Annotated in this window: 14 protein-coding genes; 9 read left to right on the top strand and 5 right to left on the bottom strand. The window is 44.7% G+C overall.

Annotation, left to right across the window (positions count from 1 at the left end; all coding sequences use genetic code 11):
* Positions 1-19 precede the first annotated feature (19 nt).
* The 3 genes from K339_RS0118735 to K339_RS0118745 all read right to left on the bottom strand — a co-directional run bounded on the left by K339_RS0118735 (position 20) and on the right by K339_RS0118745 (position 5,203).
* Positions 20-595 carry a hypothetical protein gene (locus tag K339_RS0118735; RefSeq protein ID WP_028524975.1) on the bottom strand — a complete coding sequence of 192 codons (576 nt, stop codon included), beginning with the start codon at positions 593-595 and terminating at the stop codon, positions 20-22.
* An 82-nt stretch (positions 596-677) separates the two neighbouring features.
* The gene (locus tag K339_RS0118740) at positions 678-2,174 is read right to left on the bottom strand and encodes a RagB/SusD family nutrient uptake outer membrane protein (protein ID WP_028524976.1); all 1,497 of its coding nucleotides are present in this window, start codon (positions 2,172-2,174) and stop codon (positions 678-680) included.
* A gap of 23 nt (positions 2,175-2,197) precedes the next feature.
* Positions 2,198-5,203, bottom strand: a complete 3,006-nt coding sequence (locus K339_RS0118745) for a SusC/RagA family TonB-linked outer membrane protein (RefSeq protein ID WP_028524977.1) — start codon at positions 5,201-5,203, stop codon at positions 2,198-2,200.
* 298 nt (positions 5,204-5,501) lie between these two features.
* On the opposite strand from K339_RS0118745, the gene fsa reads away from it, so the two are divergent.
* From fsa to K339_RS0118765, 4 genes are all read left to right on the top strand, one after another.
* Complete coding sequence (gene fsa, locus K339_RS0118750) at positions 5,502-6,161, top strand: fructose-6-phosphate aldolase (protein ID WP_028524978.1); 660 nt, start codon at positions 5,502-5,504, stop codon at positions 6,159-6,161.
* 83 nt (positions 6,162-6,244) lie between these two features.
* Entirely contained in the window at positions 6,245-6,931 is a 687-nt protein-coding gene (locus tag K339_RS0118755; protein WP_028524979.1) for a cell division ATP-binding protein FtsE, read from the top strand.
* A 332-nt stretch (positions 6,932-7,263) separates the two neighbouring features.
* Complete coding sequence (locus tag K339_RS0118760) at positions 7,264-8,988, top strand: DEAD/DEAH box helicase (protein ID WP_028524980.1); 1,725 nt, start codon at positions 7,264-7,266, stop codon at positions 8,986-8,988.
* Between the two features lie 268 nt (positions 8,989-9,256).
* Entirely contained in the window at positions 9,257-11,107 is a 1,851-nt protein-coding gene (locus K339_RS0118765) for a YgiQ family radical SAM protein (protein ID WP_028524981.1), read from the top strand.
* A gap of 5 nt (positions 11,108-11,112) precedes the next feature.
* Here the strand turns inward: K339_RS0118765 and K339_RS0118770 are convergent, their stop codons facing one another.
* Positions 11,113-13,089, bottom strand: coding sequence for a DUF3857 domain-containing protein (locus K339_RS0118770; protein WP_157607652.1), 1,977 nt, complete (start codon positions 13,087-13,089; stop codon positions 11,113-11,115).
* Between the two features lie 79 nt (positions 13,090-13,168).
* Here K339_RS0118770 and K339_RS0118775 point away from each other — a divergent pair, with 79 nt between their 5' ends.
* The 4 genes from K339_RS0118775 (at position 13,169) to K339_RS0118790 (ending at position 19,115) form a co-directional block, all read left to right on the top strand.
* Positions 13,169-13,561, top strand: coding sequence for a hypothetical protein (locus K339_RS0118775; protein WP_028524983.1), 393 nt, complete (start codon positions 13,169-13,171; stop codon positions 13,559-13,561).
* 75 nt (positions 13,562-13,636) lie between these two features.
* A complete protein-coding gene (locus K339_RS0118780) occupies positions 13,637-14,725 on the top strand; it encodes an alpha/beta hydrolase (protein WP_028524984.1) in 1,089 nt (362 codons plus the stop codon).
* A 121-nt stretch (positions 14,726-14,846) separates the two neighbouring features.
* Positions 14,847-17,168: an ELWxxDGT repeat protein gene (locus K339_RS36090; RefSeq protein WP_051398108.1), complete on the top strand. Its 2,322-nt coding sequence runs from the start codon at positions 14,847-14,849 to the stop codon at positions 17,166-17,168.
* Positions 17,169-17,177: 9 nt separating this feature from the next.
* Positions 17,178-19,115 carry a hypothetical protein gene (locus K339_RS0118790; protein WP_157607653.1) on the top strand — a complete coding sequence of 646 codons (1,938 nt, stop codon included), beginning with the start codon at positions 17,178-17,180 and terminating at the stop codon, positions 19,113-19,115.
* A gap of 89 nt (positions 19,116-19,204) precedes the next feature.
* Here the strand turns inward: K339_RS0118790 and K339_RS0118795 are convergent, their stop codons facing one another.
* A complete protein-coding gene (locus K339_RS0118795; RefSeq protein ID WP_028524986.1) occupies positions 19,205-19,957 on the bottom strand; it encodes a hypothetical protein in 753 nt (250 codons plus the stop codon).
* A gap of 159 nt (positions 19,958-20,116) precedes the next feature.
* On the opposite strand from K339_RS0118795, the gene K339_RS0118800 reads away from it, so the two are divergent.
* Entirely contained in the window at positions 20,117-20,980 is an 864-nt protein-coding gene (locus tag K339_RS0118800; RefSeq protein ID WP_028524987.1) for a hypothetical protein, read from the top strand.
* Positions 20,981-20,983: the final 3 nt, after the last annotated feature.

Consider the following 20,983-nt stretch of genomic DNA (forward strand, 5'->3'; position numbering starts at 1 on the left):
GAAATAAGTACGAGATGAATTAAAAGTAAAGTTGCTGAGGCGTGAGTCCTTGGACTTTTAAAAGGGGCTTTTTATAGACAATGACTCCTTCCACAGGTTTCCACGTCGCAGGGTTTCCCATGGTGGTATATTCTCCCACTTGTCCTTTGAGACGTAAAATAGCTTTTTCTTCGGATAATGCTTCGAGCGTTATTTCGCCCGATGTCATAATGTATCCTAAACCGCGACGATTGGCGGGGTCGGTTATGCGCCCAATCATGGCACTGGCTTGGGTTTGATTATTGGTATCAACGGCTTTGGTGATGGGCTTGGTCGCAAACCATTGGTCTCCGCCGATGGCAATTACGGTGTTCCCTTGAAACTGGTCGGTAATATTGATACGAAAAGCGTGGTCGAAGGCTGTGATTTCTCCTTTAAAAACACTACTGTCGCTGTAAAATGGCTGATTATCAATGGTAAATAGTACTTTGGCTTCGCCTTCTTTTAAGGTAGCGAGCACTTCAGTAACATTTGGGGAAGAGGAGGTCGAACAACTTAGAGAGATGTTTCCAACGATTAAAAGAGCTAAGTAAAATTGGCGTGTACGTAATTTCATAATAGGTGGGGAAAGTCACTAAAAGAAAAATGCCCGATGTGATTCGAGCATTTTTCTTTGAATTTATAACTACTAAAGCGGATTAATACCCTTGATTTTGTTTCAAGTTCGGGTTAGAAACAAGCGCGATAGCAGGGATTGGGAACAACACAGTGTAGGCTTCTTTGTTGTCGGCACCAGCACCTGTAGTGAACTTACCGTAGCGAACTTCTACAGTACGTTTGCCACCTTCCCAGTACAATTCGCGACCGATTTCGTCGAACATACCGTCAGTGTTAACTGAAGTAAGTGCTTTTGCTTTGCGGGCAGTTCTGATAGAGTTTACAGTTACCAACGCACCAGCAGCATCGCCACCACGAAGTTGAGCTTCTGCTTTCATCATAAGTGCTTCAGCATAACGCATCAAGATGTACTTACCAGCGGTTGCAGGGTGGTACTTGATAGCGCGGATACCTTTATCGGTAGCAGCACCTGCCAAAGGTACGTCACGAGTGAACGAAAGTACTTTTTGTGTACGTGTATCAACGAGGTCTTTACCTTTATCGTCGATTTGCTTTCCAATCAAGAAGCCATAACCGATACCAGAAAATTCTGTACCATCACCTTTGGCAGGTTTACCGATACGTGAATCATCTTTCTCGAACTTGTCGTAGAAATCAGCCAATGTAGTAAAGCCATTCCATCCCGATGGGTTTTGGTTGTAGTGCAACGTCATAAACCAACGGTTCTGAGGAGTACCTTCCAAGCTCACGAAAATGGTCTCCGAGTTGCCATTTTTCGAGAACGCGTTGAAGTAGTCAGTGTCAAGTTTGTAACCATCGGCAGTGATAGCATTTACGTAAGTTGCTACTTTGTCCATGTCAGCTTTGTCAAATGTATATGGACCTGCTGGAGTCGAAGCCTTGTAAACTGCCTTGTTTAAGTACAATTTTGCAAGTAGGAAGTTGGCAGCAGCCTTATTAGCCACGCCGTTGGTTGCCGACGGGCCTGCTTTTACTAACACAGGAAGTGCTTCTTCTAAATCTTTTACGATAAAGTCGAATGCTTCTGAGCGAGTCATGACACGAGGAAGGTCATCAACCCCTTGTGTAAACTCTCTGAAAGGAACTTGACCGTAGAAGTCCATTACCTGATACATGTTAAATGCACGCAAGAACTTAGCTTCTGCTTTTTGAGCCGCTGTTGCGGTTGTAGAAGCCAAAATTTCGGTGGTTTTAAACACGCGAGAGTTCAAGCTATTCCAAGTATCACGAACTTGTTGGTGGGTTGCATCCCAAGTATGTTGGTCAAGTGTACGCCATACGCCATTGTCACCCCAGTCAACCCCACGTGTAGGAGGAATCATTTCGGCAGAGGTGTGCATACCTAAAGCGTACGCATTGGCTTGGTCAGTATAAAATCCTAAATCTTTGTAGGCAGATTCTAATAGACCAACGGGGTCTCCTGCAACAGGAGTACCACCTTCCGACTGTCTAACGATAGAGTCTTTTTCGTTGTTTACTAAATCAGTACAAGAAGTAATGGTAGTCAAGCCTAGCCCAACTATCAAGGTTCTTACTATGTATTTATTAGTCTTCATTTTTTTGATTTTTTTGTTGGTTCTTAGAACGAAATGTTAGCACCGATGGTCCAAGTTCTAGCTCTTGGGTACGCCGTGTAGTCGATACCAAACGATGGAATACCGTTGATAGACTTGTTGGTGCTTACTTCTGGATCTTGTCCATCATACTTAGTGAAGGTCAACAAGTTTTGACCAGTTAAGAATACGCGCAAGTTTGAAATAGTTTTACCACTTACAGGTACACGGTAGCTCAAATTCAAGTTTTGCAAGCGAACGAAATCACCTTTTTGCAAGAAACGAGTTGATACGTCAGGAGCGTTCAATGGGCCTTCTTTGCTTGTAACCACGTCTTTGGTTACGTTACGACCGTTTGCGAATGAACCTTTTGTAAAGAAAGCATTCGCTGTATTTGAATAAAGATAGTTACCAAATACGCCGTTGAAGAACAAGCTCAAATCCCAGCTTTTGTAACGGAAGTTGTTAGTCAAACCACCCGTAGCGGTTGGGAGTGGGCTCTTACCGTTCAAGAATTGTTGGTAGTCACCGCTAGGATAAAGCGAGTTTCCGTTTTCATCATATCCACCGAAATCACGTAGGAAATAGGCAAACAAAGGTTGACCAGCGGCAATACGTTGTGCAAATGCGCCTGAAAGACCTTGTCCGTTGATTTCACCTGTGTCAAATACCCCACTAAGGTTATTAACCATGTTTTTGTTGAAACCAGCGTTTAGTAATACTTCCCAACCAAAGTTAGTTTGGTCAATTACCGAACCATTCAATGAAATCTCTAACCCACGGTTTTGGATGTCAGTATCCAAGTTTTTCCACGTAAATGGCGTAGGAGCAGGTTGTGCTGAAATAACGTAGAACAATAGGTCTCTGGTGTTTTTCTGATAGAAGTCAATCGTACCAGAAAGACGGTTTTTCAAGATAGCAAAATCCAAACCTAAGTTAATAGATGAAGTTGTTTCCCATTTCAAGTTAGGGTTGTTAAATGCTACTGCGTTCAAACCACCACCTTCGATATTGTCTGCACCTGCGTTGATTCCCCAGCCACTGTAGCGGTCGCGACGGTCATATACGTTGTGAGGAATTGATTGGTTACCCGTCAAACCGTACCCAAAACGAACCGCTAAATCGTCGAAGATATCCTTAGGGGCGAAGCTTTCGTTCATGATTTTCCACTTAGCAGCGAATGAAGGGAAAAAACCATATTTGTTGTTGCCCCCAAATTTCGTAGAACCGTCAGAGCGCAAAGTAGCAGTTAACAAGTATTTGTCATTGATACCTACGTTTACACGTCCAAAATACGATTGTAGTTCGTCTGTTTCTGAGCCAGAGTTATTGATAACGTTGCTACCAAACTTACCAGCGTTTGCAGAAGCAATGTTGTTCAACATCAAATCCATGTCAGACGTACGGAAGTTGGCGGCTGTGATGTTTTTCGTTGAACGATTGAAGCTTTGGTAAGAGTAACCTAACAACGCATTTACGTTGATTTTGTTAAACTCTTTATCGTAGGTAAAATAGTTCTCCCATAGTTTGTTGTCAGTCTCAATATCGCCAATGTACGCTCTACCGATACCTGTGTTTCCTTCAATTACCAAGTCTCTTGAATAAGCTGCTTTACGAGAAGAAAATGACTTATCGAAACCTACCACTGTTTTGAATTTCAAATCTTTGAAAATTTGTAATTCTGCATTGATGTTACCTAAAGCGCGCAACGAATTGGTGTTGTCTTGAGATAATGCAATAAATGCCAATGGGTTAGGCTCTGTTACACCTGGCTGAGTGAAAGTACCATCAGCATTATAGACGGCACGCGTTGGGTTAGCCTTCAAAATGTTCCCCATCAAATCTCCCGTAAAACCAATGTTTTCTGATACAGGGACGTTAGCATCTTGGTTGTTTGAAATATTGATGTTACTAGCAATAGTAAGTTTGTCATTAATAAATTTCTTTGAACCATTGAACCCGATGCTATAACGCTTGATGTCTGATTCTTTGATAATCCCTTGTTGGCTAAGGAATCCGAGTGTGAAACGGTAGCTTCCATTAGCATCACCACCGCCGTAAGCAAGGTTATGCTGGTTTGTGTAACCTGTTCTGAACAACTCATTTTGCCAATCAGTGTTTCCACCTTGGTCTTGACCACCTGCTGCACGGAACTCAGCAGCTGAAAGCAAATCGTAACGCTTTGTTATTTTGCTAGTTCCCAATGAGTAACCGTACTCAAGCGTACCTTTTCCTTTTCCTTTTTTAGTCGTAATCAACACTACCCCGTTAGCACCACGTGAACCATAGATTGCCGTTGCTGACGCATCCTTCAAGATGTCGATGCTGGCGATATCGTCTGGATTTAAGAAGTTCAATGGGTTTTTAGCTGCTTGGCGACCAACTCCAGACGCACTTGCGTCAGAAGAAGTGTTGTCACCTGCCAAAGGTACTCCGTCGATAACGAACAATGGGTTGTTACCACCGAATACTGAAGATGTACCACGGATACGAACGTTGATACCACCACCTGGCTCACCGCTTGACTGAGTGATTTGCACCCCAGCTACGCGTCCTTGCATCAATTGTTCTGGTGATACGACAACCCCTTTCTGGAAGTCTTTTGCTCCAATGGCATTGACAGCACCAGTCGCATCTTTTTTCTTGACTGTACCGTAACCTACTACCACTACTTCATTCAGAACTTTGTTGTCTTCGAGAAGCGTTACATCGACAACTGAGCGGGTGCCAACCGCAATTTCTTGATTTGAATAGCCTACATAGCTGAAAACAAGCGTAGCATTGGCAGGAACTGATACTTTGTAGTTTCCATCAACATCCGTACTCGTACCGCGTTGAGTTCCTTTTACCGCAACAGTAACACCTGGCATTCCTGTGTTTGTTGCATCTTTTACTTTACCAGTGACTTGTCTTTCCTGAGCCTGAACTCCCAAAAAGACCACTGTGAACAAAACTGTCATGGCGATTTTACCAAGGACAGCAAACTGACGAGCGAGTGAAACTCGCCCTGCAGAAGGAAAACTGTTCATCATAGGTTTGATAATTGTTTTGTGAATGATTACCTGTTTGGTCCAGTCACTTGGAAGGACTCACTACAAGGTGTTTTGGATTGTTCCAAGTATTTCTTGTCCGCAAGTAACCTAACCAGAAAGCAAATTACAATAATAAATTTCTATAATGCAAATTTTGAAAATTAAAAAGAAATAGCCTTTTTGGGTAATAGTGGAGTAAGTTGTACTTTTAAAAGTATGCAAGGCTATTTTCTTGGTAAAAATTTTAGATACAGCCTGCTTTGCCTAACTTTGCACGACATAACTTAAATCTCTCATTATGAAATTTTTCATTGATACTGCTAATTTGAAAGAAATTCAAGAAGCGTATGATTTAGGCGTTTTGGATGGTGTAACCACTAATCCATCGCTTATGGCCAAAGAAGGAATTACGGGAAAAGCGAATGTAATTGCGCATTACAAAGCGATTTGTGACATTGTGGACGGAGATGTGAGTGCGGAAGTGATTTCGACCGATTTGGAGGGAATGCTTAAAGAAGCAAGTGAGCTTATCGAAATAGATGACAAAATCGTGGTGAAAGTGCCAATGATTAAAGACGGCGTGAAGGCAATCAAAGCGCTTTCTGACCGTGGCATTCGTACCAACTGTACCCTTGTGTTTTCGGCAGGACAGGCGTTGTTGGCCGCTAAAGCGGGCGCCTCTTATGTATCGCCATTTATCGGTCGTTTGGACGATATTTCAATGGACGGTATGGAGTTGATTGAGCAGATTGTAGGTATTTACCAAAATTACGGATTCACAACGGAAGTATTGGCGGCGTCGGTGCGCCACCCAGTTCACTTGTTGAAATGTGCGGAACTTGGCGCGGATGTAGTAACTTGTCCACTCAGCGTTATTACATCGTTGTTGAAGCACCCACTTACAGATATTGGACTAGAGAAATTCTTGGCTGATTACAAAAAAGCAAACAATAATTAGCAGTTAGCAAATCAGCAGTCAGCGCACAATTCCACGAGCTGACTGCTGACCGCTATTCACTGACCGCTAACCACTGCAAACAAATGACCGCATTTTCTTCGGAACCCATCATTAAGCTTGAAGGAGTAGATATATACCAAAACGGCAACAAGTTGGTATTGTCGGATGTCAATTTTGAAATCAACAAAGGCGACTTTGTGTTTCTTATTGGCCGCACAGGGAGTGGCAAAAGTTCGCTATTAAAAACCCTATACGGTGACTTATGGCTTGAATCGGGGAAAGGAAAAGTGGTAGGATATGAATTGCAAAAAATGAAACAAGCAGAAGTGCCGTTTTTGAGAAGAAAACTAGGCATTGTGTTTCAGGATTTTCAATTGTTTTTTGACCGTAACGTTGAAGAAAACCTAGAGTTTGTTCTTCGTGCGACGGGCTGGACGGATAAGTCGGCCATTAAAACACGGATTTCGGACGTGCTAATGCAAGTGGGGTTGGGCACGTCTCCCAAAAAAATGCCACACCAACTTTCGGGTGGAGAACAACAGCGCGTGGTGATCGCCAGGGCCATGCTCAATGAACCCCAAATTCTACTTGCCGATGAGCCTACAGGAAACCTTGATCCAGAGGTAGGAGAGCAAATCATGCAAGTGTTTCAAACCATCAATACCGCAGGGACGGCTATTTTGATGGCTACCCACAATTATGACTTCCTAAAAAAATATCCTGCACGGGTGGTTAAATGCGAAAATGGAGCGGTGACTGAAATTCAGTAGTGAAGCCCGCAAAATTTTATATTGCTACGAAAAATACAAAATTTTGTCTCTCATTTGTCGTTTATTCGATAAATAGTCTTACTTTTGCAAAAGTTTTACTGCACGAACACGCTCGTTCGTCTCTGCGATTTTTTGTGTTAGGGTTTACCCCTTCTTTTCGTCCTCAGAAAATACACGCAGGCCATCTGTTTTAACCTACAGAGACTCTTCGGGCTGCAGTGCTTTTTTAAGCGAGTATTGAGTATTCAGTTTGTGGGTGTGGAGACGCTGTCGCGCCTGTATGTGCTGCTGTACTCTATGCTCCCAACACAATATTCAATATAAACAATACAATGCAAGAAGAAACATTAAGTTTTCAGACGTTGGGCTTATCAGATGAACTGTTACAAGCAACCAACGAAATGGGTTTTGAAAAACCATCTCCTATTCAAGCACAAGCAATTCCCCATCTTTTACAAGGATTAGACGTTATCGGACAAGCCCAGACAGGTACAGGTAAAACTGCGGCCTTCGGTTTGCCAGCGCTAGAACTTGTTGACGTTACTGAAAAACACACTCAGGTACTTATTTTGTGTCCAACGCGTGAATTGGCGGTTCAGGTAACCGATGAATTGCGTCGCTTGGCAAAATACAAGAAAGGCATAAAAATTGAAACGATTTACGGCGGTGATTCGATTGAGCGCCAAATTAAAGCGTTGCGCGGTGGCGTACATATCGTAGTAGGTACGCCAGGTCGTACGATGGATATGATGGAGCGTCGCGCCCTGAAATTAGAGAAAGTAAGTTACATGGTGCTTGACGAAGCGGACGAAATGCTTGACATGGGCTTCCGTGAAGATATCGAAAGCATTTTGGAAGAAATGCCAGGAGAACGCCAAACGGTATTGTTCTCTGCGACGATGTCAAAGCCAATTATGGCCATTACGCAGAAATTCCAAAATGATCCTGTACTCGTTAAGGTAACTCGTAAAGAAGTAACCAACGAAAACATCGAACAGGTTTGTTTTGAAGTAAAACAACGCGCAAAGGCGGAAGTAACTTGCCGTTTGATTGATTCTTACGACTTGAAACAAGTGATTATCTTCTGTAATACAAAACGTAAAGTGGACGAAATTACGGAAGATTTGATGATACGTGGCTACCAAGCTGAAGGACTTCACGGCGATTTGCGCCAAGCCCAACGTAACAACGTAATGGCGAAGTTTAGAGCAGGTACTACGACTATCTTGGTGGCTACCGACGTAGCAGCTCGCGGAATCGACGTGTCGGGCGTGGATGCGGTAATTAACTTTGACCTTCCACTCGACGAAGAATATTACGTACACCGTATCGGCCGCACAGGTCGCGCAGGTCGTACAGGTAAAGCGTTGACATTGGTTGCAAAAGACGAAAAATTCCGCCTTCGCCAAATTGAAGGCTATACAAAAGTTCGCATCGAAAAAGGAGTAATTCCTACGTTTGAGGACATTGTAGGCGTTCGTAAAGCACGTTTTATCGAACAAGTAGAGCAAGCAGCTACCGAAGGTGATTTAGACATCTACAGCGACATGCTCACGATGTTGCACCATACGACTGGCCTGAGCACTGAAACGATTGTAGCCGCTTTGGTGAAAATCAACATGGGAGTCCAGAAGAGCGAATTTGCTGATACTGACTTGGCATGGGACGAAGACCGTAAGTTTAAAGATAGAAATGGTGCCCGCGATGACCGTGGTGGACGTTTCGAAAAACGTGGTGAAGGTAGTGGCCGTTTTGGCGACCGTGGAGCTCGTGGTGGTGACCGTGATAGCCGTGGCGGAGATCGTCAGAAACGCAATGACCCAGGAATGGTTCGCTTGTTTGTGAGCGTAGGTCGCAAAGACCGTGTTCAACCTCGCGACATCGTAGGTGCCATTGCGGGTGAAGCTGGTATCCCAGGCCGCGTGATTGGTTCTATTGACATTTTTGATGCGTATTCGTTTGTTGACGTTCCTGAGCGTGATGCTCGTCGTGTGGTAGAAGCCATGAGTGGCAATACCATCAAAGGAAAACCAGTGAATATCGAAGTAGCACGATAGATAAAAAAGTAATCATTGGCAGTTCACAGTTTACAATAGCTTATTATATTGTAAATTGTGGACTGTTTTGTTTTGGGGTATTTCTCAAACTATTTTGTTTCATACTTGGTTGAGTAAATTAGCTTCGGTTGTGAGCAACCGAAGTTGTGGTTATGAGTAACCACGTCCACGGCAAGTGCTTTCGGTTGCTTACAACCGAAAAATAGCGGTTACTCATCACCGCGTGAAGTTGCTAAATTCCCATTCGCAAGAAAAATATTAAGGTGTTATGTTAGAAAGACCGATAACCGATTGGTTGCCCATTACAAAGAAAGAGGTTGAAAAACGGGGTTGGGACGAAGTGGATGTCGTCATTGTATCGGGTGATGCGTACGTTGACCATCCTGCTTTTGGAACGGCAGTGATTGGCCGAATCATCGAAAGTGAAGGCTTTCGGGTGGCGGTTGTGGCGCAGCCCAACTGGAAAGACGATTTGCGCGATTTTAAGAAATTTGGACGCCCTAAGTACTTTTTTGGCGTTACGGCGGGTTGTATGGATTCCATGGTTAACCACTACACGGCCAACAAACGCCTTCGGTCAAACGACTCATACACGCCTGGTGGTGAAGCTGGATTTCGACCCGATTATGCCACGACCGTTTATTCCAAAATATTAAAACAACTCTATCCCGATGTTCCTGTACTTATCGGAGGGATTGAAGCATCGCTTCGTCGGGTGACGCATTATGATTATTGGCAAGACCGCTTGATGCCAACGATTTTGGCTGATTCACAAGCCGATTTGCTGGTCTATGGGATGGGAGAACAGCCCTTGCGGGAGATTTTGCGTCGTCTGAAAGACGGGTACGATTTTTCGGGATTACGCGACATTCACCAAGTGGCTTATTTGCAAAAAGCATCCGACGAACTGCCTACGTGGAACGAATGGGAAACGGTTGAGTTGGCGAGCCATGAGGTATGTTTGCAAGATAAAATCAAGTACGCGGCCAACTTCAAAATTGTAGAAGTAGAATCCAATAAGTGGCAAGCTAATCGCATTACGCAGTTGGTTAATGATGACGTTTTGGTGATAAATCCACCATTTAAGGTAATGACCGAAACCGAAATCGACGCTTCTTTTGATTTGCCTTACACGCGCTTGCCGCACCCAAAATACAAAAACCGTGGGCCGATACCTGCCTACGACATGATTAAGTTTTCGATAAACATGCACCGTGGGTGTTTTGGAGGTTGTAGCTTTTGTACAATTTCGGCCCACCAAGGTAAGTTTATCGCTTCACGGAGTGAAAAGTCGATTTTGAAAGAAGTGGACGAAGTAACGAAACACCCAGAGTTTAAAGGATACCTTTCGGACTTGGGCGGCCCTTCGGCAAATATGTACCGAATGAAAGGTAAAGATGAGTCAATCTGTGCCCGTTGTACGAGCCCAAGTTGTATTCACCCAGTCATTTGTACTAACTTAGATACCTCACACAAGCCGATTACGGAACTTTACCGCAAGGTGGATGAGCATCCAAATATCAAAAAAGCATTTGTTGGTTCGGGAATTCGCTATGATTTGTTGGTGGATGATTTCAACAAAAACAACAAGGATGGCAACCACGACGAGTACATGGAGCAGTTGATTACGCGCCACGTATCGGGTCGATTAAAAGTAGCACCAGAACATACTTCTGACGATACGCTTCGCGTCATGCGTAAACCATCGTTTAAGTATTTTAAACTTTTCAAGAAAAAATACGACGAGATTTCGGACAAACATAACCTCAAACAACCCCTGATTCCGTATTTTATTTCTTCGCACCCAGGGTGTGAAGAGACGGATATGGCTAATTTGGCGGCTGAAACGAAAGAACTGGGTTTCCGTTTGGAACAAGTGCAAGATTTTACTCCAACTCCCATGACCGTTGCGGAAGTAATTTATTACACAGGCGTGCATCCCTACACGTTGAAGCCTGTTTTTACGGCCAAAACTCGCGAAGAAAAGCAGAACCAAAATCGCTTCTTTTTCTGGTACAAGCCTGAGTACAGAGATTTGATTCGTAACCGTCTCAATAAGCTCAAACGTCCTGATTTGGCCAACCGCCTTTTGGGGGGAGGAAATGCTAAAAAGAAATAAAAACGTTAGCCCTTCTTCAACGAAATCACTTCACTGTAAGCTTCGTTGAGGGCAGTAACCATTTTATTCCATTCAGGGAAACTTGATTTTTTGACCAAAAGCGAGTTCAACGTCCATTGACTGCGAACCACGATTTGGTCATTTTTTTGTTCATAACTCAGTTTAAAACCAAAGTCAGGGTGCGAAAACGACGCATTGGTAGGAAGGTTGGTTACGGTATATCCTTTTGGAATAGGCAAAATCGTTACCATGTCTTCGACATGCGTAAACTCATGTTTCCAGTCGTTTTTGCGACTTTCTTCCTGGCGTTTGTCAGCCCAAGGGCGCGTCAAATGAGGATTAATAAAAAGCTCACCTGCGGCTTCCTGAACGTAATCTGGCACCGAAAAAGCGTATTGAAGACGAACAGGTACGTCACGATCTTGAAGTCCCATGACTACATTTTTTAACAAGGCGCATTTGTTAGAACCTCGACTGAGTACATTTTTGTAGTATTCGTCGCGTTGAGGCTCCGAACGGTACTGGACGGCCGATTTGAGCGATGTTTTCCATAGCCCTTGAAAAGTCAAGGTGCCGTTTCCTTTCAATGTCTTTCCATCAATGGCAAGCACAATCGAGTCCACTTTGGTGTTTTGGTTGGCAGGAACAACGGGCACAGGAACGATTTCATACTTGTCTTCCGAAGTCATTATCAGGGCTTCTTTGCCTTGGATGTGGGAGGTTGGAAGGCCGAAGTCGATGCGGTCGTCGGTTGCGTCCAAAAATTGCCATTTTCCTTGCCATTTTACCGCCGCAATCATGTGGTTATCCACGCTCATAGAAGGATTTTCGGCATATTTGTACGGAATGTCACGCGTTCCAATCCACACCAAATACGACGGCACTCCTGCCAAATTGAGCATCGACGAAGTAAGACTTGCCATGTCTTTACAGTCGCCATAGCGTTTTTGACAAACATCGTTGGCCTGACGAGGAATAAACCCTCCAAGCCCTTCTTCAAAAGCAATGTATTTGACGTGGTCTTGCACCCAATAATAAACTGACCGAATTTTTTCCACTTCGCTTTTTCCACGCGTCAACGAATCAGTAAGTGCTTTGAGCTGCGAACTGGGCTGTTTGTTGAGGTCTTTGACCAAACTTTTGTAATAATTAAAGAGCTTCTGCACGTCCCCCAATACCTCCTTCGTTTGTCCATTGGCCGTATAACTTTCGATAAATAAAAATACCTGTGGTACGTAATGACGCAACGAAAGCGATTCCGTTTCCAGCGGCGACGCTTTTAAATTTTGTGCTTTCCAGGTATAAACTGTTTTGCCATTTTGAGTTGTTTTGGCAAAAACAATCCCTTTCATATCGCCGTAGGTTTTGTAGGAAACTTTTACTGAAGCGGGAAATGAAACCGAAAATTCGCTGTTGATGACAGGTACATAATTCCCAAAAACAAAGCCCGAAAGCATATAAGGGCTTTTGACTCTTTCGGTATAGGAAACGGTGCCAATGCCTCCTTCTTTAGCGCCTGGAAAGGTGAATTTTTTGACCTGCATATCGTCAAAAAAGATTCCTCCCCCTGGGCTGGGGCGTTCGGTCTTGATGTCGGTGACGGGCGTACGATTATAACCCGATTTTTCGGGAATGTATGAGACAGCATCAAGGTCTTTGATTTCCTGAAAAGTTTCGGAAAAGTAAATGCGTTCGTCGGCAAAAACACTGGCCCGTTTGTCCAAAAATACGCGGTCTTCTTGGTGAAAAACGTCGATTTGAAGCTCCCCATTCACAACCTCGATGGCTACTTTTTCGGAGCGATTGAGGTACGCCATTTCATCGTTAGGGAACTTCGCTTTCAGTTGCGACAAGTTGACTTTAGGTTGGGCCACTGCCGAAAGATGAGTGACGAGCAGGGCAAAAAAGAAAAAATGAAACAGAACCTTAAAATTCACCAACGCAAAGCGCATCATACGAGAAGGAATTAGTGTAGTTTCCAAATAACGGAAGGTTGGAAATAAAAGTTTTATTTTGCTGTCTTTATTGTGTTACTCACGGGAGCACGTTTATTTTGTAACAATGCCGCACGAAACTGATAAATTAACAAACTCCTCGCCCGAAGAACTAGAACAGGTGCTTCGGCTACCCAACTTGCTGCGCGATTTGTTGCTACAACTCATAAAAGACTTCCAAACGGCGCAGTTACCCTTAGAACTCGACATCAACGAACGCTATTCGTTTGAAGAGTTGCGTGAATATTTGGCCCACAAAATAGATGAGCATTTAAAAAAAGGAGGAACCCTAAAATACCTCTTGAACCGGGTTGATTTGACCGAAAAACAAATTCACCGTGCCATTCCTACCGCGATTCATGCTAGTTTACAACTACTTGCCGAATTGATTATCAAGCGCGAACTTCAAAAAGTGGTGATTCGGTATTGGTACCGACAGAGTGAGGAGAAAGAGGATTAAAACTAGAAATTTTTAAATTTTATCGAACATTAGTACTTTTGTGGGTGTTAAACCGACACATTTAACCTGTGAGGAATGAGTAACCGTAATGCGTCTTTGGCGCTTGAGTTGACAACGACTGTTGACGACGAGCGTCCTGTATTTATTTCTGGTAATTTTTGTGAGTGGTATCCTGATATTGAACGCTATCAGATGCAAAAAGTAGGAGTAGGAAAGTATCATTTTCAATTTCCCCCCGATTTTCACTTCGAACAACCCATTGAATACAAATATACCCGTGGTGGCTGGGACCAAGTAGAGCTTGATTCCTTTGGCGAAGCACCCCAAAACCGCCGTATTAAAGCTAAAAACGCTACCCAAAAGGATTTTGTGCCTCATTGGCGTCGCGATGGCCGTGCGTTTGATGTGACGTACGTGCCCACGATTCAGACTGTAGCGGAAGATTTTGAAATACCTCAGCTGGGCAAAAAACGCCGTATTCGTATTCTCCTCCCGCACGACTACAGTACTTCTACCAAACGTTATCCTGTGTTGTACCTCCAAGATGGGCAAAACCTTTTTGGTGATGGTTCTATTTTTGGAAATTGGGAAATAGATAAGCGCATGGCGGTACTGGCCGAGCAAAACAAAGGTGGTATCATCGTTGTGGCCATTGATCATGGAGATGAAGACCGTTTGCACGAATTTGCACCTTATACGCACCCAAAATTTGGCAAAGGAGCGGGGAAAAAGTACGCCAACTTCATCGTTCGTACCCTTAAACCGTACATTGATAAAAATTATCGTACCCGCACCGAGCGCCAATTTACGGGCATCGGTGGCAGTTCTATGGGGGGCTTAATAAGCATATATGCGGGCTTAATGTACCCCGAAACACTAGGCCGACTCATGATTTTTTCGCCATCGCTTTGGGTTTCGGACAAAATCTATTTTGACTCCATCGAATTCTTTAACCCCTTGGAAACCAAAATCTACGTCTATGCGGGGGGGAAAGAAGGACGCTATATGATTCCGAGTGTGGAACGTTTGAAAGAGGCGATTGAACGGCAAGGGTGGAACAACGAACGACTTCAATTTAAACTATCACTTGACCCTGCTGGAGAGCATACCGAAATGCGCTGGGGCAAAGAGTTTCCGAAGGCCGTAGAGTGGCTCTTTGGCTGATAGATAGCCCATTATCAATCATTTTGGCACTTTTATTGCTGTACCCAAAGAAATTTTACCCATTTCTTTGGATACAGCGATTTGTCGTTTTAAACGACACTCGAAAAACTCGGTGCCAGTAATGCTAGTTGTCAGGAAAACTATTTTGTGGGGTTTGCTATTGCTGGTGAGCAGTGTATATGCTCAATATCCGCTATTGCTGAAAGATATTAATCTTCAGGCAGATCCGCTTGCGACCTCTGCCACCTTGGGAAGCGACCCGCGCTTTCTTACCAATCACAATGGAATCCTTTATTTTACGGCCAAACAAAACGGCTCAACCGTGGGGTTGTGGAAATCCTCAGGACGAAATGCTACGACTGCTAAAGTGCTGGATTTGCCAGGCACGGCCTATGCTCTCACGAGTGTAGGAAGTTCATTGTATTTTGTGGCGGATCAGACAGGTTACGGCTACGAACTTTGGAAATCTAACGGAACGGCCGCAGGTACGACCCGCGTGAAGGACATCAATGACGGTCCGCTGGGAAGTATGCCAAGTGGTTTTACGAACGTAAATGGAACGCTTTATTTTGTGGCAACCACCGCAGGAGCAGGAAGTGAACTCTGGAAGTCGGGAGGTACGGATGCTACTACGGTCATTGTCAGAGACATTGTAACGGGGGTAGGAAGCTCGAATCCTCAACAATTGACCAACGTCAACGGAACATTGTATTTTGTGGCAAACGACGGCGCGAATGGGTACGAACTTTGGAAAACCAACGGCACGGCGGCAGGTACTACTTTGGTCAAAGATATTAATGCAGGAATAGCAAGCTCGAATCCTCAGTACCTCACCAACGTGAACGGAACGTTGTATTTTACGGCAACCAATGGCACCAACGGCTTTGAATTGTGGAAGTCGGACGGGACAGCTGTGGGGACGGTACAGGTAAAGGATATTTGGAGCGGTTCGATGAGTGGAATGCCGCACTATTTGACCAATGTGAATGGTACGCTCTATTTTGCAGCGAATAATGGCCAAACGGGAATCGAACTTTGGAAATCGAATGGGACAACGGCAGGAACGCAGCTTGCCGTCGATATTTTGTCGGGTAATGGAAGCAGTGACCCACGAAATCTCAAGTTGTTAAACGGAGTGCTCTATTTTTCGGCAACGGACGGCACCACGGGCCAAGAGCTGTGGCGTTCGGATGGGACAATAGCAGGGACAAAACTCGTTAGAAACATTCGCGTGGGGGGAGAAGGGTCTAACAGTACGCCATCGATGTTTAACCTCCGAAAAGGCATTGTGTATTTTACAGCCTACGATGATTTTGCGGGAAGAGAACTTTGGCAAACCGATGGCACTGAAGCGGCGACTAACGTATTGGAATTGTATTCGGGAACAACGGGAAGTGGAATAAGTAACCTTACTGTGCTGGGTGATACCTTGTTTTTTACGGCAGATGATGGCAAAAAGGGGAGTGAAATCTGGAAAATAGAAGCATGTATGCCGCTCAGAATGGCATCGGATACCACAATTTGCCACAAAGGCCCGTTGTCATTGCCTGCCCAAGTCGCAAACTATGGCAGTTTTACTACACCAATTTGGCGAAAAGGCTCGTACGACGGCCCGATTGTAACGAACCCTACCAACGTGCGTTTGGACAGTGCTGTCACCACGTTTTACCTCGAAGCACAATACACGACGGGTTGCACAAGTACAGCAAAAATTACGTTTCGAACCATGACCATGCCCGAGGGCGTAGGGAGTATTCGAGTGTTGTTGGAAGGTGCCTATCGCAATGGTGTAGGTTCGATGACAACGCTACTCAATCAAATGGGACTGCTTCCTGGGCAAACGCCCGTTAGTTCATTAGCCACCAAGACACCCGCAGGACAACCCTATCGAGGAGCGCCGTGGTATTATATGGGCGAGGAAACAGTGCCTATTTATGAGACTTCTGTCACCGATTGGGTGCTGGTTTCGCTACGAACCGATCCTGCAAATCCTGCTACTACTGTTTTTAAAGCCGCTGCCTTACTCCAAAACGATGGCTTAGTTCCTAGTATTCAGGGCTGCCCAAGTCGGTTAAAGGAATACACGAATTATTACGTGGCGGTCGAACACCGTAATCACCTGCCGATTGTGGCGGCCACTCCTACGCTTTTTGTGAACGGTGGTTTTTTCTATGATTTTGGTATCAATCAATCCTACATCCCTGCCAACGCCCCAGCAGTTGGTCAAAAGTTGCAGGATACGCGCTATATGATGTATGCAGGCGATATTGTCAAAGGGACAAGTGCAGAAATTAATGCAAATGATATGACAGTCTGGAATCAAACCAATGGCTCGTTTGGCAAATACTTGGCAGGAGATATCAACCTCGACGGCGAAGTGAACGCACTTGACAGGATTTTGTGGATAATCAATAACGGGTTGTTTTCGGGGGTAAGGTTTTAATTTGAAGAAATGATGAAGCGTTGTTTTGGGATATTGTTGTTGATAATGGGACTTTTTGGAAATGCCAACGCACAGGGCATTCCGAAAGAAGTACTGTACGAACCCGACGAAGGGGGCTATCCGCAAGGCTACACGCCCAATGCAAAACTGGGTACTTTTGATTTGTCAAGTACTGCGGCAAACGAACCGTTTCGACATTTATTAAAACTCTTTGAAGCCCAAAAAGTAGTGTGGGACGATGTGACAGATTTTCGAGATTATGGCTTTAAAGCATTTTTTGGCGGAGTAGGAGAAGGAAAACCCAAAGAAAATCGGTATGCGGATATTAACGAAGGGATTTTTCGGGATGCTTTTACGGTGCAGGGAGTAAGTTTTGGGAAAAACCCCGTGTACGTTCCCGACCCTAATCGAGTGCTTTCAGCACAGGGGAAAACTTTTCGTTGTTTCAATGCTCCTTTTGTGTCGGTGCCGATTGAAAATGTGGATGAGGCAGGCAAATGGAACCCTTTTTTACTAACCGAATACGAACTCGACCGCCGAGCCAAATACGCAGGCGACGGCCGCATGGGCTTTCTTCGCTGGGACATTGAGACATTTTCTAATGCGGAGTGGCTGTCTATCTTGCGGGGACGGCAAGTGTGGGAAAACGGAAAATACCGCCATGCCCTAAACGGCGGCACTGATCTTACTTACAGAAATTGGGACGATCAGCAGTTTTTTGACCACGTTCAGCACCGTTGGAGTTATGTTTTTACGGAGTTGTTTTACAAAACAAAACTTTACAGCAACGGCGCGAAAATATGGCAATACGGAGCGGGGCCTATCAACCAAATGGATCCTTTTATCTTTCCGCAATTTGATGATGTCGGCAACATTCACCACAACTGGGGTGTACCCAACAATCCCATTTGGAAGCTCAAAAATAAATTTAACAACCGCGCTGTCAATGAAGAACTTAACTACATGGAAGCGTGGGATTTTGTGCAGCAGTTTGCCATGTGGGCGGTTCTTCAGTACGATTCCAACGTAAATTATTGGGTAAATACCGACATTATTCGCCTGAAAGAAACCCCAAAAACCAACGTAACATTGGGCGTTCCCACGCGCTACCACATCGTTGACATTGGTGCCGACCCCAATACACCTTTGGGGAATCGGCGGGTGCGGGTGTCGCTGCACGCCCAAGACGGAAGCTTGCGCAACGCCGATAAAACCTACCGCATTACGTTTCAGCACTGGCGGGGTTTTACCGAAATAGACATTCCTGCGGGGATGAATACCGTAGAATTTACCACTTCTTCACCTGAGTTGGTTTGGCAAACCGATGACCATTTTTTGTTGCTCATTTGGAGTACTATCTACTGCGCTCGTTACCAAGAACCGACCAAATTGGGTTTTTTAAACTGGGAACCTACCCCGCGTACGTACAACTTTAGCCCGTATTCATTGGCTACAACCGATATTTTTGAACAGCGTATTTACGACGCCATGATTGGTTTTGCCAACCTCCAGAATTACGGCGTCGTCAACTGGGAGGCCAATACGGTAGGAAAAATAAACCCGATGGTACGCGAGAGTATTATTTTGGCCCAAAAGAAAATAGCACCTTACAAAAGCCACATTGAAAATCAATCACTCGTTCATGTAGATGTGAGCATTGATGGTGGACAAACGTGGATAACGGGGGGCTACCCTCAAACACCTTTTGAGGCTCATTACAATGGCTGGTGGATGGGTGGCTATTACCAAAACAATCAGCCTTATCCGATGGTATTTGGGTCGTATAATGCCCAGCAACGGACATTTTTATTTACCCACCTCGCAGGCCGCCTTCCTACGGGAACGTTGGGCTATAAGGTGCGCGTGAAGATTCCGAGTACTGCTACTTCATACACGTTTGATATGTCTTCTACGCGTGAGTTGGGATATAGTATCTTTAAGATTTGAGTGTCGAGTGCAGAGTGCAGAATGTCGAATTGTCACCGTTTTTCCCGTGCTGAGGGTTGCTCACAACCCGAGCTTACTGCGAATTTCGCTTACTTCAAAAGCGTAGCGTCAATTGCTTTCCAATCAATGCCTTTCACAATTTCGCGGGCGAGTTCGACGGGCGCCGTAATGGTAACAACAAGGTTTTCAACCAATTTACCTCCTTTTCTAAACTGGGGTTGGTAGCGCGTATCCTGACCTCTCTGGACTGGCTTGGTGTTCCACCCACCCAACAAAATCACCGTTTCTTGACGTCCCGTCGCTCCTTTTAAATCGGGTTTTAGCAATACTTCAAGCGCGAGGGTAGCGCCTAAGACATTGATAACCTGAGACGACTGTACCATGCGGGCGCTTTCGGTGTCTTGCAGTCGGTAATTTCCGAGGTTCATTTCCACACTGATGGAGTAGGTATCTTGCGCGCGCTGGGCGACGGCTTGCGGGTTTTCGGTGTACATTGTATCGCGGTGAACGTACAGCGAAGGTAAGGTAGAAGAAGCAGGTTTCATGGAATCAACCACCGCTTTTCGGGCCGAAGCAATGTCGGCTCGCTCCATGATGAGGTCGTAACGATCGGTACAAAGGTGCACAAATCCACCCCATTCGGAGGTGACTTCCAAAGCTCCTATTGAGTGCTTTTCGTCGAATATTTTCCAACTACCTTGTGGTGTTTTGGCCGTAAATTGCCGTTGAAGTTCCTTCACTACGCGTTCGTACGCCGCGTTTTCTTGCGCGTTGGCGGGACGACACTGAGCGTGAAGCCAAAGGGGAAGTGAAAGAAAAAATACACTGAATACGAGTTTCATAGCAGTTGGTTTGTCGGTTATTCAAAGTTACACTAAAAAACTGTTCTGACCTCAAACTTATGCTTTTTCGCCACAAATCGCCCCAACTTGACCACAAACTGTTGCTGACTTGCCTAAGACACAGTTGATTTGTAGCAACAATTAACGCCTAATACAACCATGAAAACATTTTCTTTTTGTACGATTCATTTTGTGAAAGTTACTAGCAAGCGCTGGCGAATTTTCTTCTTTCTCTTATTGGCGGGCTGGGCACAGACTACTTTTGCTCAAATCGATTCGGTTATGATTCCTGACCCCGATGAGTACGATTGGAGTAGCCATCTTTATTTAGGAGCCCCTTTTATCAATAATAGCATCGGGAGTTATACGCATCTAAGAAACTCGCTTAATCAACAAGGGCTTGGCTTTGCTCGATTACAAGGTAATTCTATGGCGTCGTATGGGTTTGGTATTCAAAAACGACGTGTTAAAATTGGGCTGGATGTAGTGTATGGGCTCGCTAACTCCAAAACCGACAAAAATACGGCCACTAAATCGCGCCTAGGATTTCAAGCATTTAGCGTGACACTTGGATACGGCCTAATTTTGCGACGTAATCGGCAGTGGTTTGTCAATGTGGGGATTGGTTCTCAAGAAACGAGAGTAAATATTTACAAAACGGGGGCAACTACGCCGTCGGTTTCGTTTGACGATTTGCTCACTTCCCCAATGGTAGGGCAGTCTCCAACGCTGCTGCATAAAAACACCTTTCTCGAACTTTCCGTAGAACACATGTTTCGTCCCAAACGCCCCATTTCGTTTAGCCCCGTCGTAAAATTTGGATACAGATACGGGACAAAACCAACGAGTTGGGGAACAGATGCCAATCTGTCGTTCCAAAATGCACCCTCGGATAGGCTAAACCAGTTTTTTATTCAAAGTATTTTTGTGGTTAGTAACAATCATAAAAAACGGACACACGCTGAAAAAGAAGCGCGTCGTAAGCGTAGAGAAGCAAATACATGGGGACTTAATCCGCAATAAAGG

The organism is Runella limosa DSM 17973 (assembly GCF_000482465.1).
Classification (GTDB): domain Bacteria; phylum Bacteroidota; class Bacteroidia; order Cytophagales; family Spirosomataceae; genus Runella; species Runella limosa.